Source organism: Bacteroides sp. 90-K9/2 (assembly GCF_047310725.1).
GTDB lineage: Bacteria > Bacteroidota > Bacteroidia > Bacteroidales > Bacteroidaceae > Bacteroides > Bacteroides vicugnae.
This window is the reverse complement of sequence record NZ_JBCGVL010000008.1, coordinates 178,540-194,866: the sequence shown is the minus strand read 5'-3', so window position 1 is coordinate 194,866 and position 16,327 is coordinate 178,540. Positions and strand designations below refer to the sequence as shown.

At 42.6% G+C, this 16,327-nt stretch carries 9 protein-coding genes and 3 pseudogenes; 10 read left to right on the top strand and 2 right to left on the bottom strand.

The annotated features are described in order from the left end of the window. Positions 1-5 precede the first annotated feature (5 nt). From AAHJ11_RS17690 to AAHJ11_RS17675, 4 genes and pseudogenes are all read left to right on the top strand, one after another. A pseudogene (locus AAHJ11_RS17690) lies at positions 6-1,310 on the top strand (sulfatase); the annotation flags it as partial. Positions 1,311-1,388: 78 nt separating this feature from the next. Next, entirely contained in the window at positions 1,389-2,567 is a 1,179-nt protein-coding gene (locus AAHJ11_RS17685; RefSeq protein ID WP_308167054.1) for a DUF2264 domain-containing protein, read from the top strand. A gap of 9 nt (positions 2,568-2,576) precedes the next feature. Then, complete coding sequence (locus AAHJ11_RS17680; protein WP_148365200.1) at positions 2,577-3,800, top strand: DUF2264 domain-containing protein; 1,224 nt, start codon at positions 2,577-2,579, stop codon at positions 3,798-3,800. A gap of 23 nt (positions 3,801-3,823) precedes the next feature. Beyond that, complete coding sequence (locus AAHJ11_RS17675) at positions 3,824-4,930, top strand: glycoside hydrolase family 105 protein (RefSeq protein WP_259023383.1); 1,107 nt, start codon at positions 3,824-3,826, stop codon at positions 4,928-4,930. Between the two features lie 76 nt (positions 4,931-5,006). Here AAHJ11_RS17675 and AAHJ11_RS17670 read toward each other — a convergent pair. Further along, positions 5,007-6,355: pseudogene (locus AAHJ11_RS17670) on the bottom strand (MATE family efflux transporter). A 105-nt stretch (positions 6,356-6,460) separates the two neighbouring features. Between AAHJ11_RS17670 and lysS the strand changes: the two are divergent. From lysS to AAHJ11_RS17655, 3 genes are all read left to right on the top strand, one after another. Beyond that, positions 6,461-8,191 (top strand): lysine--tRNA ligase, encoded by a 1,731-nt coding sequence (gene lysS, locus AAHJ11_RS17665; RefSeq protein ID WP_342988820.1) that lies wholly within the window; start codon positions 6,461-6,463, stop codon positions 8,189-8,191. An 88-nt stretch (positions 8,192-8,279) separates the two neighbouring features. Beyond that, positions 8,280-9,275 carry an NAD(P)H-dependent glycerol-3-phosphate dehydrogenase gene (locus AAHJ11_RS17660; RefSeq protein ID WP_148365204.1) on the top strand — a complete coding sequence of 332 codons (996 nt, stop codon included), beginning with the start codon at positions 8,280-8,282 and terminating at the stop codon, positions 9,273-9,275. Positions 9,276-9,293: 18 nt separating this feature from the next. Then, positions 9,294-10,631, top strand: a complete 1,338-nt coding sequence (locus AAHJ11_RS17655; RefSeq protein WP_117934223.1) for a glucose-6-phosphate isomerase — start codon at positions 9,294-9,296, stop codon at positions 10,629-10,631. Positions 10,632-10,730: 99 nt separating this feature from the next. Here the strand turns inward: AAHJ11_RS17655 and AAHJ11_RS17650 are convergent, their stop codons facing one another. Then, on the bottom strand, positions 10,731-11,237 hold the full coding sequence (locus tag AAHJ11_RS17650; RefSeq protein WP_195649124.1) for a DUF5035 domain-containing protein: 507 nt from the start codon (positions 11,235-11,237) through the stop codon (positions 10,731-10,733). A 190-nt stretch (positions 11,238-11,427) separates the two neighbouring features. On the opposite strand from AAHJ11_RS17650, the gene AAHJ11_RS17645 reads away from it, so the two are divergent. The 3 genes and pseudogenes from AAHJ11_RS17645 to AAHJ11_RS17635 form a co-directional block, all read left to right on the top strand. Further along, positions 11,428-12,237: a hypothetical protein gene (locus tag AAHJ11_RS17645; protein ID WP_413579943.1), complete on the top strand. Its 810-nt coding sequence runs from the start codon at positions 11,428-11,430 to the stop codon at positions 12,235-12,237. 36 nt (positions 12,238-12,273) lie between these two features. Next, on the top strand, positions 12,274-12,957 hold the full coding sequence (locus AAHJ11_RS17640; RefSeq protein ID WP_004312359.1) for an HAD family hydrolase: 684 nt from the start codon (positions 12,274-12,276) through the stop codon (positions 12,955-12,957). 119 nt (positions 12,958-13,076) lie between these two features. Continuing rightward, a pseudogene (locus AAHJ11_RS17635) lies at positions 13,077-15,932 on the top strand (bifunctional fucokinase/fucose-1-phosphate guanylyltransferase); the annotation flags it as partial. Between the last annotated feature and the right edge of the window lie 395 nt (positions 15,933-16,327).

The following is a 16,327-nucleotide window of genomic DNA, read 5'->3' as shown; positions in this document are numbered from 1 at the left end:
AAGATATGAACAAAAGACTGCTTATTTATCCTCTACTCTTTTCTGCCGGGCTATTGCAAGCCCGGCAGAAACCTAATGTTGTGATTATCTTTACAGACGATCAGGGTTACCAGGACCTTGGTTGTTATGATTCGCCATTGATACAGACTCCCTCTATTGACCGCATGGCAAAGGAAGGCATAAAGTTGACCGACTTTTATGTATCGTCTTCCGTATCAAGTGCTTCGCGTGCAGGACTTCTGACCGGCAGATTAAATACACGGAATGGAGTAAAAGGGGTATTTTTCCCCGAATCTGAAGGGATGCCTGCAGAGGAAATCACTTTGGCCGAAGCGTTGAAAGAGCAAGGCTATGCAACCGGTTGCTTCGGTAAATGGCATTTAGGCGATTTGAAAGGGCATCTACCTACAGATCAAGGATTTGATTACTACTATGGCATCCCATACAGCAATGATATGTATATCGGTCCCTCCCAGCAGTTCGCCTCCAATGTTACTTTCAGGGAAGGTTATAATCTGTCAAAAGCTAAAGAAGACCAAGAATTTGTGAGGACTTCCAGTAGAGCAGATATAAAAAAAAGGTTGAACAACGCTTCTCCACTATTTGAAGGAGATAAAATTATTGAGTATCCCTGCGACCAGTCTACTACCACCCGACGTTATTTTGATCATGCCATAGATTTTATAGAAAATAATCCGGAGCAACCTTTCTTCGTCTATATCACCCCATCAATGCCTCATGTGCCGTTATTTGCCTCCGAGCAATTTAAAGGTAAAAGCAAACGGGGACTCTACGGTGATGTTGTAGAAGAAATTGATTGGAATGTAGGTCGTTTACTCGATTACTTGGACAAAAAGAAATTAGCAGAAAACACTTTAGTTATTTTCGCATCGGATAACGGACCGTGGTTGTCTTTCAAAGAAGACGGAGGTTCCGCTGAGCCGTTACGAGGCGGTAAGTTCTCTTATTATGAAGGAGGCGTCAGAGTTCCTTGTATCATCCGTTGGAAAGGGAGTATACCTACCGGTGTAACTAGTGACGCAATAATTGCCAGCATCGACCTTTTCCCTACAATCATGCACTATGCAGGTTGCCAATCCTTCAAACAAAAGATTGATGGTATAAATATTTCATCTTTTCTCAAAAATCCTTCTCTACGATTACGTGACGAATATGTTTATGTAAAAGGTGGTGAAGTTCACGGTATACGCAAAGGTGATTGGGTCTATTTGCCTAAAACTGGTAATAGTAAGTTTAAAAAAGGAGATGTTCCCGAATTGTTTAATCTAAAACAGGATATCGGAGAATCGAATAATCTTCATCTACAGTATCCGGACAAAGTGAAAGAGCTGCAGGAAGTGATGAAAAAGTATCAATCAACTTCTACTATGCCATATGCACAAGTACGTGATACGCTTAATGATGACAGACAATATTGGATTCAGACACTCGTGAAAATAGCTGATCCGGTGATAAGCAATCTTAGCAAAGACCAACTGAAAAAAAATATTCCTGTCGGGCGTTCGTCATCAGCTTTAGCCAGCAGTCGGGAGTTTATCACTCATATGGAGGCTGTAGGCAGAACCATCGCAGGAATAGCACCTTGGTTGGAACTTGGACCAGACAATACTCCAGAAGGCAAGCTACGTGAAAAATATATTAAAATGACGTGCAAGGCTCTGGCAAACTCTGTAAACCCGAAATCAAATGATTATTTCAACAGCACAGCTACCCGTCAGATATTAGTAAACAGCGCATTCTTAATACAGGGTTTATTACAAGCACCTACACAGTTATGGGGAAATCTGGATGACACCACCCGCAAGAGACTCATTGAACAGTGGAAATCGACCCGCACCATGAAACCGGGAAATAATAATTGGTTGTTATTTTCTGCTATGGTGGAGTGCGGATTAAAAGAATTTTCCGGAGAATGGAATTTTCCGACAGTAGAAAGAGCCTTGACTTCTCATAGAGAATGGTATAAAGGAGATGGAGTTTATGGAGATGGAGCAGATTTTCATTTAGATTATTATAATAGCTATGTTATCCATCCTTTGTTACTGCAAATCCTGAAAGTGACAGTAAAACAGAGGCCATCTTTCCAGTCATTTCTGAATGAAGAATGGATACGATTTATTCGTTACGCCGAAATTCAAGAGCGCATGATAGCTCCCGACGGCAGCTATCCGATACTAGGCCGTTCAGTCAGTTACCGTTCAGCAGCATTCCAAGTGTTGGGGGCATGTGCTTTATTCGAAAAACTCCCGGAATCATTGAAGCCCGGACAAGTACGTGGAGCCATGACAGCCATGCTTAAGCGTCTTTTTGAGCAGCCGGGAACTTTCGATAAAGAAGGTTGGCTGACGATCGGAGTTTGTGGCGAACAACCAGAACTAGGAGATATTTATCTGTCTACTCCTTGCGTTTATCTATGTGCATTAGGTTTCCTGCCCTTAGGACTCCCTGCCAATAACCCTTTTTGGTGCAACCCGGTTGAACCATGGACAAGTATAAAAGCATTTGGCGGTATAGATTTTCCAATAGACAAGTTTATTAAACCATAAAATAAAATCATGAGATATAGTATTTTGATTATTGCCTTTCTGATGTTTAACTTCACAGGTTATTCACAAACAACTTCAGGACAGGAAGACAGGGCATATTGGGTCAACATGTTATCTCAAATTGCAGACCCATTATTAAATAATATGAGTAAAGGAGAACTAAAAAAGAACATGCCTGTAGAGACTATCTCCGGTATGCCTAATCCATCCAATGCGCGTACCACTCATTTGGAAGCTTTAGGACGCTTATTTGTAGGAATGGCCCCTTGGCTGGAACTCGGCCCGGACAATACACAAGAAGGACAAATACGTGAGAAATATATCCGCCTGATGACTGAGTCCATCAATCACGGATTCAATCCCCAATCTCCGGATTATCTGAATTTTACAGTCACTCGGCAACCTCTGGTAGATACTGCATTCTTTTGTCAGGGACTATTGCGTTCTCCGAAACAAATATGGAGTAAACTATCATCTGAAACCCAAAAGAATATCCTAAACGCCTTACAACAGGTAAGTAAGATTAAACCGGTAGAAAGCAACTGGTTACTCTTTTCTGCTATGGTCGAAGCTACTTTGCTGGAATTAACAGGTAAATGCAATATGCATCCTATTGAGTATGCTGTCATGCGATTCAAGGAATGGTACAAAGGCGATGCCTGGTATGGTGACGGAGCAAATCTACATATAGACTACTATAATAGTTTTGTCATTCATCCAATGCTTTTAGACGTTCTGGAAATCATGCAAAAACACAGTAAAGGCGAAGTCGACTTCTATAGAAAAGAACGGCAACGTTTCTCCCGATATGCGGAACAACAGGAAAGAATGATCTCTCCGGATGGAGCATATCCTGTAACCGGACGCTCTATAGCATATCGTTTTGGAACTTTCCATGTACTTTCACTGGCAGCCCTAAATGATTTGCTGCCAACTACCATTACTAAAGCACAAGTCCGATGCGGACTAACAGCTGTCATAAAAAGACATCTGGCTATAAAAGGAAATTTCGACGAACATGGATGGCTGACTTTAGGGTTTGCCGGACATCAACCTTCAATCGCTGAAAGATACATTTCTACTGGTAGCCTGTATTTATGCTCTACTGTATTCACAGCATTGGGACTTCCCGCCACTGATGAATTCTGGAGTGCCCCTTATGCGGAATGGACAGGGAAAAAGATTTGGTCAGGTAATCCGGATGTAAAATTGGATAAAGCAATAAAATTATAGAACCCCGATAAAATAGATGATAAATGAAAAAGATTCTTGCCTTATTTTTAGTATCAATAAATTGCACCCTGAATGCTCAACAGCTTTTTTCATCAAAGATGGAAAAAGAAGATATTACTAAAGTTTGTAATGCCGTATCCGAGTGGCAAATTAGCCATCACAACGAAGTAAAACATAATCCACTAGACTGGACAAACGGCGCTTTATATCGCGGAATGACTGAATGGGGAAAAGTCTCCGGAAATCAGTCCTGCTATGATTTTATCCGCACTATTGGTGAAAGACATAACTGGGATATGTGGAACCGTGTATATCATGCCGACGACATTTGTGTAGGGCAGGCTTTCATCGAGATGTATCGCAGATTTGATGATAAGCGTATGCTACAACCGGTAATGGAACGCGCTTATTATGTGGCTTCCCATCCTTCGAAAGCTCCGCTACAAAAGACAGATGCCGTGGGAACAACGGAACGTTGGTCATGGTCGGACGCCTTGTTTATGGCGCCTCCGGTTTATGCGGCTCTATACACGATAACCGGAGATAAAATCTTTCTGAATTATATGGACAGTGAATATAGAGAGTGTGTAGACTCACTATATGACAAGAAAGAACATCTTTTTTATAGAGATAATAAACGAATTCCCCTCCGTGAGAAAAATGGTAGTAAACAATTCTGGGGAAGAGGTAACGGTTGGGTATTTGCCGGACTTCCTCTTATTGTTGACAATTTGCCTCTCAACTGTTCTTCACGTGACTACTATATCCGGCTATTTACTGAAATGGCGGAAGCAGTTCGTAAAACTCAATGCAAAGACGGGGACTGGCGTACCAGCTTACTAGATCCTGATTCGTATAATATGCCCGAAAATAGTTGCTCTGCCTTTATGTGTTTTGGCATTGCCTGGGGAATCCGTAATGGCTACCTGCCCCAACGAACCTACAAACCTGTACTTGAAAAAGGTTGGCAATCATTGGTAAAAGCTGTTCATTCTGATGGAAAGTTGGGATATATACAACCTGTTGGTGCCGCACCCAAAGCTGCCGGATTCGATGCAACAGATGTATATGGCGTAGGTGCTTTCTTATTGGCAGGAAGCGAATTATATAAATTGTCAGGTGCTTACTAAATGTGAACAATGTATCAATAGTAAAAGCCGGTTATTGAGTGATTTTTTCAATAACCGGCTTTTACTATCCTATGTATTAAGCTACTTTCTTAAACTGCCGGAACTGCCACCACAACATACCTCCGGATATAAGACTAGCCGCCAAATCTGCCACAGGCATACTGGCCCAAACGCCTATTTGTCCATAATAATGAGGCAAAATCAACAAACAGGGAACCAGAAATAACATCTGCCGCGTCAACGACAAGAAAATGGCTTTACTTGCCATTCCGATACTCTGGAAGAAGTTGGAAGCTACCATCTGAAAACCAACAATCGGGTAGAAAAATACCACAATACGAAAACCTTTAGAAGCAATATTGATTAATTCTTCGTCCGAAGTAAAGATGGAAGATACGATTTCCGGAATGAACATACCTATCAGGAAACCAATCGTCGTCACTACAGTAGCACAGCAAATGGTTGCTTTCAGCACTTTCGTCACACGGGGATAGAGCTTCGCACCAAAATTATATCCCGCAATAGGCTGCATCCCCTGATTCAATCCCAACACAATCATAATAAAGACAAAGACGATGCGATTGACAATACCGAATGCACCGATTGCCAAATCACCTCCATATTCTTTCAATCCCTGATTAATCAGAATCACAATAAAACAAGAAGCCATATTCATCAGGAAGGGAGACATACCGATAGCCAATGAATCCAGCACGATTTTCCGTTTCAAACGGAAAATACCTTTTTTCAACCGTATCAGCTCGTCTTTACGGCAGAACAAATGAAGCTGCCAGACCAATGCGATCAACTGTGCACAAACCGTAGCCGTAGCCGCCCCACGGATTCCCCAGTCAAATACAAAAATAAACAATGGCGCAAGCAATATATTGATTATCACTGTCGTTATTGTTGCCATCATCGCTTTCTGCGGATGGCCCGAAGCACGGAGCACTGCATTCAGTCCCAGATATAAATGAGTAACCACATTTCCGAGCAAGATAACCTGCATAAATTCACGGGCATATTTCACCGTTTCATCGCTTCCCCCGAAAAAGTAAAGTATCGGATCGAGGAAAGGAAGAACAATTACCGTAAAAGAAATACCTATAATAAGGTTTAATACAAACACATTTCCCAAAACCCGCTGTGCGGTATCATAATCTTTCTGTCCCAGCTTCACCGAAATCAATGTAGCCGCACCGACACCGACCAGTGAGCCGAAAGCCGCGGCAAGATTCATTAGCGGGAAAGTTAACGCCAACCCGGAAATAGCCATCGCACCCACCCGTGACCGATGAAAATACTATCTACCATATTGTAAAGAGAAGACGCCGTCATGGCGATAATTGCCGGAATGGCATACTGCATTAAAAGCTTCCCAATCTTTTCCGTACCCAACGCAGTGGGTGTCTTTTGTCCTGTCATACCTATTAGTTTGAGGCGGCAAAGATACAAAAAAGAGATGGATTACAGGATATATGAGAAAAGTTTCGTATTTTTGCCTCCAAAATTGAGTTAATACGTAACGAAATGAATATATTAGAACTAAGTGAACAGGAAATCATTCGACGCAACAGCCTGAATGAGCTTCGTGCGATGGGTATTGATCCGTACCCAGCAGCAGAGTATGTAACCAATGCTTTCTCTACAGATATTAAAGCTGAATTTAAAGACGATGAGGAGCCACGCCAAGTTTCCGTAGCCGGTCGTATCATGAGCCGCCGCGTGATGGGTAAAGCATCTTTCGTTGAATTGCAAGACTCTAAAGGTCGCATTCAGGTGTACATCACCCGCGATGATATCTGCCCGGGAGAAGACAAGGAACTGTACAACGCTGTATTCAAACGCCTGCTCGACTTAGGTGACTTTATCGGTATCGAAGGTTTCGTGTTCCGCACGCAGATGGGTGAAATCAGTATCCATGCTAAGAAACTGACTGTACTTGCAAAGTCTATCAAACCGTTGCCTATCGTTAAGTACAAAGACGGGGTAGCTTATGACTCTTTTGAAGATCCCGAACTCCGTTATCGCCAACGCTATGTGGACCTGGTAGTGAACGACGGTATCAAAGAAACATTCCTGAAACGTGCCACTGTGGTGAAAACATTGCGCAATGCTTTGGACGAAGCCGGTTACACGGAAGTGGAAACTCCCATCCTGCAATCTATTGCCGGTGGAGCAAGCGCACGCCCGTTCATCACTCACCATAACTCACTGGATATGGATCTTTACCTGCGTATCGCAACAGAACTTTATCTGAAGAGACTGATCGTAGGTGGTTTTGAAGGTGTATATGAAATAGGTAAAAACTTCCGTAACGAGGGTATGGACAAAACCCATAACCCGGAGTTCACTTGTATGGAGCTCTACGTACAATATAAGGATTACAACTGGATGATGAATTTCACCGAAAAGTTGTTGGAACGTATTTGTATCGCAGTGAACGGTAGCACAGAAACAGTGGTTGACGGAAAAACCATCAACTTCAAAGCTCCTTACCGCCGTCTGCCTATTCTGGATGCCATCAAAGAGAAGACTGGATATGACCTGAACGGCAAGAGCGAAGAGGAAATCCGCCAAGTCTGCAAGGAACTGAAGATGGAAGAAATCGACGAGACGATGGGTAAAGGCAAGCTGATTGATGAAATCTTCGGAGAATTCTGCGAAGGCACATATATCCAGCCGACTTTCATCACCGATTATCCGGTTGAAATGTCTCCTCTGACCAAGATGCACCGCTCTAAACCGGGACTGACCGAACGTTTCGAACTGATGGTGAACGGTAAAGAGCTGGCTAATGCCTACTCGGAATTGAACGATCCGCTGGATCAGGAAGAACGTTTCAAAGAACAAATGCGTTTGGCCGACAAGGGAGACGACGAAGCGATGATTATCGATCAGGACTTCCTGCGCGCTTTACAATATGGTATGCCTCCTACATCGGGTATCGGTATCGGTATCGACCGTCTGGTGATGTTAATGACCGGACAGACTACCATTCAGGAAGTATTGTTCTTCCCGCAAATGCGCCCGGAAAAAGTAGTGAAAAAAGACGCTGCTGCCAAATACATGGAATTGGGAATCGCAGAAGACTGGGTTCCGGTAATTCAAAAAGCCGGTTACAACACAGTTGCCGACATGAAAGATGTCAATCCGCAGAAGCTACACCAGGATATCTGTGGCATTAACAAGAAATATAAATTAGAACTGACCAATCCGTCCGTAAACGACGTGACCGAGTGGATAAATAAACTTAAATAAATTAAGAATGAAGAATTAAGAATGGAGAATCGTTTCGGCTTTTCATTCATAATTCTTCATTCTTCATTCTTAATTTTTAATTAAACAAATGAAACTACCCGGTAAGATAGCGATAATGGGCGGAGGAAGCTGGGCCACAGCCATCGCAAAGATGTGTCTGGCGCAGGAAGATTCTATTAATTGGTATATGCGACGAGACGACCGCATTGCCGATTTCAAACGATTAGGACATAATCCGGCCTATTTGACAGGGGTGAAATTCGACACAAAGCGTATCAACTTCAGTTCCAATATCAATGATATTGTGAAAGAATCCGATACACTGATTTTTGTCACCCCCTCTCCTTATCTGAAAGCACATCTGAAAAAACTGAAAATGAAGATTAAGGATAAGTTCATTATCACCGCTATCAAAGGAATCGTACCCGATGACAACGTTATTGTATCGGAATACTTCACAAAAGAATATGGTGTGCCACCAGAAAACATAGCAGTCCTTGCAGGTCCCTGCCACGCAGAAGAAGTGGCTTTGGAACGCCTCTCCTACCTGACTATCGCCTGCCCTGATAAAGACAAAGCACGTATCTTCGCACGCCGTCTGGGAAGCAGCTTCATCAAAACATCTGTCAGTGATGACGTGGCGGGTATCGAATACAGTTCGGTACTCAAAAACGTGTATGCCATTGCTGCCGGTATCTGTAGCGGACTGAAATATGGCGATAACTTCCAAGCTGTATTGATCTCTAACGCCATTCAGGAGATGAACCGTTTCCTGAACACGGTGCATCCGTTGAACAGAAACGTGGATGAATCTGTTTATCTGGGGGATTTATTGGTGACCGGTTACTCCAACTTCAGCCGTAACCGGACTTTCGGAACGATGATAGGTAAAGGGTATTCCGTGAAGAGTGCGCAAATTGAAATGGAAATGATTGCAGAGGGTTACTATGGTACGAAATGTATCAAAGAAATCAATAAGCATCATCATGTCAATATGCCGATACTGGACGCCGTGTACAACATCCTGTACGAACGTATCTCACCAATGATCGAGATTAAATTGCTGACTGACTCTTTTAGATAATCTTTAAACAAGAACGATATGATTAGTTTAAACATTGAAAAGACATTTGGATTTATCTCCAAAGAAAAGGTTTTTGCTTACGAAGCTGAAGTAAAAGCCGCACAGGAAATGCTTGAAAAAGGTACAGGCAAAGGTAATGACTTTTTAGGATGGTTGCATTTGCCTTCTTCTATCACTAAAGAACACTTGGCCGACCTGAACGCTACAGCAAAAGTATTAAGAGATAACTGTGAAGTAGTAATCGTTGCCGGCATCGGTGGCAGCTATCTGGGTGCCCGTGCCGTAATCGAAGCTTTGTCTAACAGCTTCACTTGGCTACAGGAAAAGAAAACGGCTCCTGTCATGATCTATGCAGGACACAATATCAGCGAAGATTATCTGTATGAACTGACTGAATATCTGAAAGATAAGAAATTCGGTATCATCAATATTTCTAAATCAGGAACTACTACGGAAACTGCTCTTGCTTTCCGTTTACTGAAAAAGCAATGCGAAGATCAGCGCGGCAAAGAAACTGCAAAGAAAGTAATCGTTGCAGTGACGGATGCAAAGAAAGGTGCTGCCCGTGTTACAGCTGACAAAGAAGGATATAAAACATTTATCATCCCTGACAACGTAGGCGGACGTTTCTCTGTACTGACTCCGGTTGGTTTGCTGCCTATCGCAGTAGCCGGATTCGATATCGACAAACTGGTTGCCGGTGCTGCCGATATGGAAAAAGTATGCGGATCGGACGTTGCATTTGCTGAAAACCCGGCTGCTATTTACGCTGCTACCCGCAATGAGTTGTACAGAAATGGCAAGAAGATCGAAATCCTCGTTAACTTCTGCCCGAAACTGCACTATGTAAGCGAATGGTGGAAACAGCTTTACGGAGAATCGGAAGGAAAAGATAATAAGGGTATCTTCCCTGCATCGGTAGATTTCTCGACAGATCTTCATTCTATGGGTCAATGGATTCAGGAAGGCGAACGTTCTATCTTCGAAACTGTGATTTCAGTAGAGAAGGTTAACCACAAACTGGAAGTTCCTTCTGACGAAGCTAATCTGGACGGCTTGAATTTCTTAGCCGGCAAACGTGTGGACGAAGTGAACAAGATGGCCGAACTGGGAACACAACTGGCTCATGTAGACGGTGGTGTACCTAATATGCGCATCGTACTTCCGGAATTGAGCGAATACAACATCGGTGGTCTGCTCTATTTCTTCGAAAAGGCTTGTGGTATCAGCGGTTATTTGCTGGGCGTGAACCCATTCAACCAACCGGGTGTGGAAGCATACAAAAAGAATATGTTTGCCTTGCTGGACAAACCGGGTTATGAAGAGGAATCCAAAGCAATCCGTGCAAAACTATAAATCAAGAACGTTTTATAAACGGTAAACTATAAACAATGAACGGTGAACAACTATGCTATATGCATGGATTTGTTCACCGTTCATTATTTATTATTACTCTTATTTATCATCTTCGGCTTTCGTCTTCAAGCCGATTTCTTCCTGTGCTCCTTCACATTCGGCTTTGGAAGAAAGATAGAACTCTAATTTTACATCACCGTTCTTATCGACTTGTTTAATGGTCGCCATAACCATAATTCTGGCCTTTGACACCCCATCCTTAAAACGGAGCTGTCCTTTCTCCACATCCGTCAAGTTTCCCTCCGTAGATACTTCTGTTTGCTCATAAAAGAGTTTAGTATCCACTTCATCGTCATTCTGAAGTTTAAAGGTTTTCAGTTCTGCCCCATTTCCATCCAAAAGCAGAAAGGCTTTCACTTCATCTCCCACTTTCAAGGCCGGCAACTCCTCCCTCTGATTCGCATAGTCCTTTTCACCGGAACTGGTATTTTCACCGTCCGATTCGATCTTTGCATAAAGCTTTTCTATCTTGATAACAGGACTTTCTCCACTATCAGAGCAGGCACCTAAAAACAATGGTAGCAACAATAATACTCTCTTTTTCATGCTATCGTCGAGTTTATAACGTTACAAAAATACACATATTCCTCTAAACAGCAAATAATTATATAGTTAATCGCTTGAGAGCATCATTTACAACTATCTTCCTTTTCTAATTTATCTCTCATTTTTTATCGTTATCTTTGCCTCGTATACAGTTGTAGATGAAGCGAATCAAACTTAAAAAACAAATAGAATGGTAGAAAATTTATTAAAGAAGTCCAATGGACTCATGCTACTATGTAGCATATCATTGCTAATGATAGTCATGACCGGTTGTCAGGAAGCCAAACTCAAAACTGTGATCGGGATAGCCAACAAACAGTGCCCGCTGGACATGGGGGAAGTCGGCAAGATTACCAGCATCATCTACGACGGAGATAACGTAGTGTACACTCTCAACATGAACGAGGAAATTACCAATATTAAGATATTGAAAGATAATCCGGAAAGCATGAAATCATCTATCAAAATGATGTTTCAGAATCCGGCTGCTGATGTAAAGGAAATGTTGAAGCTGATGGCTAAGTGTAATTCCGGATTACACATGATATTTGTAGGGAATAAGTCGGGCGAACAAGCGGTTTGCGAACTTACTGCCGAAGAATTGAAAGAGGTGATCAATACAAATGCCAACCCGGCACAAAGCGGACAGACAAAGCTTGAAGCGCAACTGAAAATGGCGAATCTGCAATTTCCAATGCAGGCCAGTGAAGAGGTCATTGTCGAAAAGATCGAAGTCATAGGTGAATCGGTTGTTTATATATGCAGTGTGGACGAAAAGTTGTGTCCTATCAGCCAGATTGAAGAAAACGCAGCAGAAGTGAAAGAGGGTATTGTGTCAACGCTGGCAAGTCAGTCCGATCCTGCCACCCAGATATTCATAAAAACCTGTGTGGAGAACAATAAAAACATTGCTTACAGATATATCGGTAAGGATTCCGGAAAACAATATGATGTGATTATCCCCCAGTCCGATCTAAAGAAAATGATTATAGAAAAATAAAATATTATCTTAAAAAGATTCCGCAACGTACAAAGTATGAAAAAGAAACTGAAAGCCGTCCTGTTTGACATGGACGGCGTACTTTTTGACTCTATGCCTTATCATTCGGAGGCTTGGCATAAAGTAATGAAATCTCATGGGCTCACTCTTAGTCGCGAAGAAGCATATATGCATGAAGGACGGACAGGAGCCTCAACAATCAATATTGTTTTTCAACGTGAATTGGGTAGAGAAGCCACACAAGAGGAAATAGAAAGTATCTATCAGGAGAAAAGTGTTTTGTTCAATTCATATCCTGAAGCAAAGCCTATGCCCGGTGCATGGGAGTTGCTGCAAAAAGTGAAGAAGGACGGTCTGATTCCGATGGTGGTCACCGGTTCCGGTCAGTTATCCCTGCTCGAACGGCTGGAACACCACTATCCGGGAATGTTTCACAAAGAACTGATGGTTACAGCGTTCGATGTAAAATATGGCAAACCCAATCCCGAGCCGTATCTGATGGCTTTGAAAAAAGGAGGGATTAAAGCGGATGAAGCGGTTGTTGTAGAAAATGCTCCGTTAGGAGTGGAAGCCGGACACAACGCGGGTATTTTCACCATAGCAGTCAATACGGGCCCTTTGAACGGGCAAGTGTTGCTGGATGCCGGGGCTGATTTATTATTTCCATCCATGCAGGCACTTAATGACACCTGGGACATGATGACTGAAAATGACATCTAAAAGCTGAAAAGAAAATTTATTCTTCAAAACAGGAGAGAAATATTGAAAAGCAGGAATATAAATAGTATTTTTACGGGAGTTTAATTCGCTTAGATTCTATCTAAGCCAACGCAGATTCTACTATGCAAAAGTTATTATCTTTACCACCCAATTTGATCCATTGCTTCCACGAACTGGAAGAAGTTAACCATACCGATTGGTTTTGTACATCAGACCCCATAGGGAGCAAACTAGGCTCCGGCGGCGGAACTACATGGTTATTGCAAGCTTGCCATCAGGCATTCGCTCCACAAGAGTCTTTCAGCAACTGGATAGGACATGAAAAAAGAATATTGCTTCATGCAGGCGGACAAAGCCGTCGGCTACCCAGCTACGGCCCTTCCGGCAAAATATTAACTCCTATCCCGATCTTCAGTTGGGAAAGAGGACAAAAGCTGGGACAGAATCTGTTGTCATTGCAGCTCCCGCTCTATGAAAGGATTATGAATCAGGCTCCGACCGGTCTGAATACGCTGATTGCTAGCGGAGATGTATATATCCGTTCGGAAAAACCGCTTCAGGATATTCCGAACGCAGACGTAGTATGCTACGGGCTGTGGGTGAATCCGTCATTGGCAACTCATCATGGTGTGTTTGTTTCCGACCGGAAAAAACCGGAGGTGCTCGACTTCATGTTGCAGAAACCTTCTCTGGAAGAGTTGGAAGGATTGTCGAAAACTCATCTTTTCCTGATGGATATCGGCATTTGGATTTTGAGTGACCGCGCCATAGAAGTATTGATGAAACGGTCGTTGAAAGAAGGTACGAAGGATATTACTTATTATGACTTATACTCGGACTATGGTTTGGCTTTGGGAGAGCATCCTAAAAGGGAAGATGAAGAAATCAATCAGTTGTCCGTAGCTATATTGCCGTTGCCGGGTGGAGAATTCTATCATTACGGCACAAGTCACGAACTGATTTCTTCTACTTTAGCCATACAGGATAAGGTACGGGACCAAAGAAGAATCATGCACCGGAAAGTAAAGCCGAATCCGGCTATCTTTATACAGAATTCCATCACACAAATTTCTCTTTCTGCCGACAACGCCAATTTATGGATTGAGAATAGCCATGTGGGAAAGGAATGGAAATTAGGTTCCCGCCAGATTATTACAGGAGTTCCTGAAAATCAGTGGAGCATCAATTTGCCGGATGGGGTTTGCATCGACATTATTCCTATCGGTGAGAATGAGTTTGTTGCGCGTCCGTATGGATTGGATGATGTATTCAAAGGAGCGTTGGACAAAATAACGACTACTTATCTTAATATTCCTTTTACCCGTTGGATGGAAGATAGAGGAATTACCTGGGAGGATATAAAAGGGCGTACAGATGATTTACAATCGGCATCTATCTTCCCTAAAGTAGCTTCTGTGGAAGATTTAGGCATATTAGTACGCTGGATGACCTCGGAACCACGACTGGAAGAAGGGAAAAAACTTTGGTTGAAAGCAGAGAAAGTTTCTGCAGACGAAATATCCGCAAGCGCCAACCTCAAGCGTCTTTACGAACAGCGCAATGCTTTCCGCAAGGAGAACTGGAAAGGACTGGCAGCCAATTATGAGAAGAGTGTGTTCTATCAACTCGATTTGCTGGATGCCGCAAATGAATTTGTACGTTTCAATTTAGATATGCCTGACGTATTGAAAGAAGATGCCGCCCCCATGTTACGGATACACAACCGGATGCTTCGTGCACGTATCATGAAACTACGTGAAAACAAGGATTGTGCCAAAGAGGAACAGGCAGCTTTTCAACTGCTTCGCGACGGTTTATTGGGGATAATGAGCGAACGTAAAAGTCATCCCATACTCAATGTTTATTCCGACCAAATCGTATGGGGACGCAGTCCTGTGCGTATTGATGTGGCCGGAGGATGGACAGACACACCTCCCTACTCTCTTTATTCAGGAGGAAGTGTTGTAAATCTTGCTATCGAGCTGAACGGCCAACCGCCGCTACAAGTATATGTGAAACCTTGCAAGGAATATCACATCACTCTTCGCTCTATCGACATGGGTGCAATGGAAGTGATAAGGAATTACGAGGAACTGCAAGATTATAAAAAGGTAGGTTCTCCATTCTCCATCCCGAAAGCCGCCCTTACATTGGCGGGCTTTGCACCGGCATTCTCTACGGAATCTTATCCTTCTTTAGCTAAACAGCTGGAAGATTTCGGTTCAGGAATCGAAATTACTCTACTGGCTGCTATTCCCGCAGGCTCTGGCTTGGGAACCAGTTCCATACTGGCATCTACCGTGCTCGGAGCAATCAATGATTTCTGCGGACTGGCTTGGGATAAAAATGATATATGCAGTTACACATTAGTATTAGAACAGCTCCTGACCACAGGGGGAGGTTGGCAAGATCAATATGGCGGTGTCTTTTCCGGTATTAAGTTGCTTCAATCCGAAGCAGGTTTCGAACAGAATCCGTTAGTACGCTGGTTACCCGATCAGCTCTTTGTTCATCCTGATTACCGCGACTGTCATCTGTTATATTATACGGGAATTACTCGTACTGCTAAAAGTATTTTGGCAGAGATTGTCAGTTCCATGTTCCTCAATTCCGGTCCGCATCTAAGTTTGCTGGCCGAAATGAAAGCTCATGCAATGGATATGAGTGAAGCTATTTTACGTAGTAATTTCGAAAGTTTCGGTCGTTTGGTCGGCAAAACCTGGATACAGAATCAGGCATTAGATTGCGGAACCAATCCACCGGCAGTAGCAGCCATTATTGAGAAAATCAAGGATTATACCCTGGGATACAAACTCCCCGGTGCAGGTGGCGGGGGGTATCTATATATGGTAGCAAAAGACCCGCAGGCAGCCGGACAAATCCGACGGATACTAACGGAACAAGCCCCTAATTCCCGTGCTCGTTTTGTAGAAATGACTCTTTCTGATAAGGGACTTCAGGTTTCAAGAAGCTAAAGAGAAAGCGTTACCATAAGGCAGGTCAATCATCCGGAATCATAAAAAATAAGCTTGGACAGATTCAAACGAAATGTCCAAGCTTTAATTTTTCAATGCCATAATGATCTGTTTTACATGTTGAGACTTGAAATAACTGTAAAGTAAATCACAATAATGATAAAACCAATAGCTCCGATAACCAGTGCAATACTAGCCCATTTCTTTTTTCTAGCTTCTTCCATTCTTATTTATATTTATTGGGATTAATATAATTTATCGTCAAATGTCTACATCTGGAAAGCTATGAACATACTACTACAGAATATCGTTCTTTACTTTTTCATATCTACAAAGTTAGCATTTCTCACAAGAAATATTTTATTTAAATCAACTTTTTCTTTCTATTTAGGCTA

What these genes read in the sequence shown, in the direction of transcription:
- AAHJ11_RS17685 (WP_308167054.1), top strand. Translation starts at nt 1,389, where the DNA reads ATGCCATATGCACAAGTACGTGATACGCTTAATGATGACAGACAATAT.
- AAHJ11_RS17675 (WP_259023383.1), top strand. Translation starts at nt 3,824, where the DNA reads ATGAAAAAGATTCTTGCCTTATTTTTAGTATCAATAAATTGCACCCTG.
- AAHJ11_RS17650 (WP_195649124.1), bottom strand. Translation starts at nt 11,237, where the DNA reads ATGAAAAAGAGAGTATTATTGTTGCTACCATTGTTTTTAGGTGCCTGC.
- lysS (WP_342988820.1), top strand. Translation starts at nt 6,461, where the DNA reads ATGAATATATTAGAACTAAGTGAACAGGAAATCATTCGACGCAACAGC.
- AAHJ11_RS17640 (WP_004312359.1), top strand. Translation starts at nt 12,274, where the DNA reads ATGAAAAAGAAACTGAAAGCCGTCCTGTTTGACATGGACGGCGTACTT.
- AAHJ11_RS17680 (WP_148365200.1), top strand. Translation starts at nt 2,577, where the DNA reads ATGAGATATAGTATTTTGATTATTGCCTTTCTGATGTTTAACTTCACA.
- AAHJ11_RS17645 (WP_413579943.1), top strand. Translation starts at nt 11,428, where the DNA reads ATGGTAGAAAATTTATTAAAGAAGTCCAATGGACTCATGCTACTATGT.
- AAHJ11_RS17660 (WP_148365204.1), top strand. Translation starts at nt 8,280, where the DNA reads ATGAAACTACCCGGTAAGATAGCGATAATGGGCGGAGGAAGCTGGGCC.
- AAHJ11_RS17655 (WP_117934223.1), top strand. Translation starts at nt 9,294, where the DNA reads ATGATTAGTTTAAACATTGAAAAGACATTTGGATTTATCTCCAAAGAA.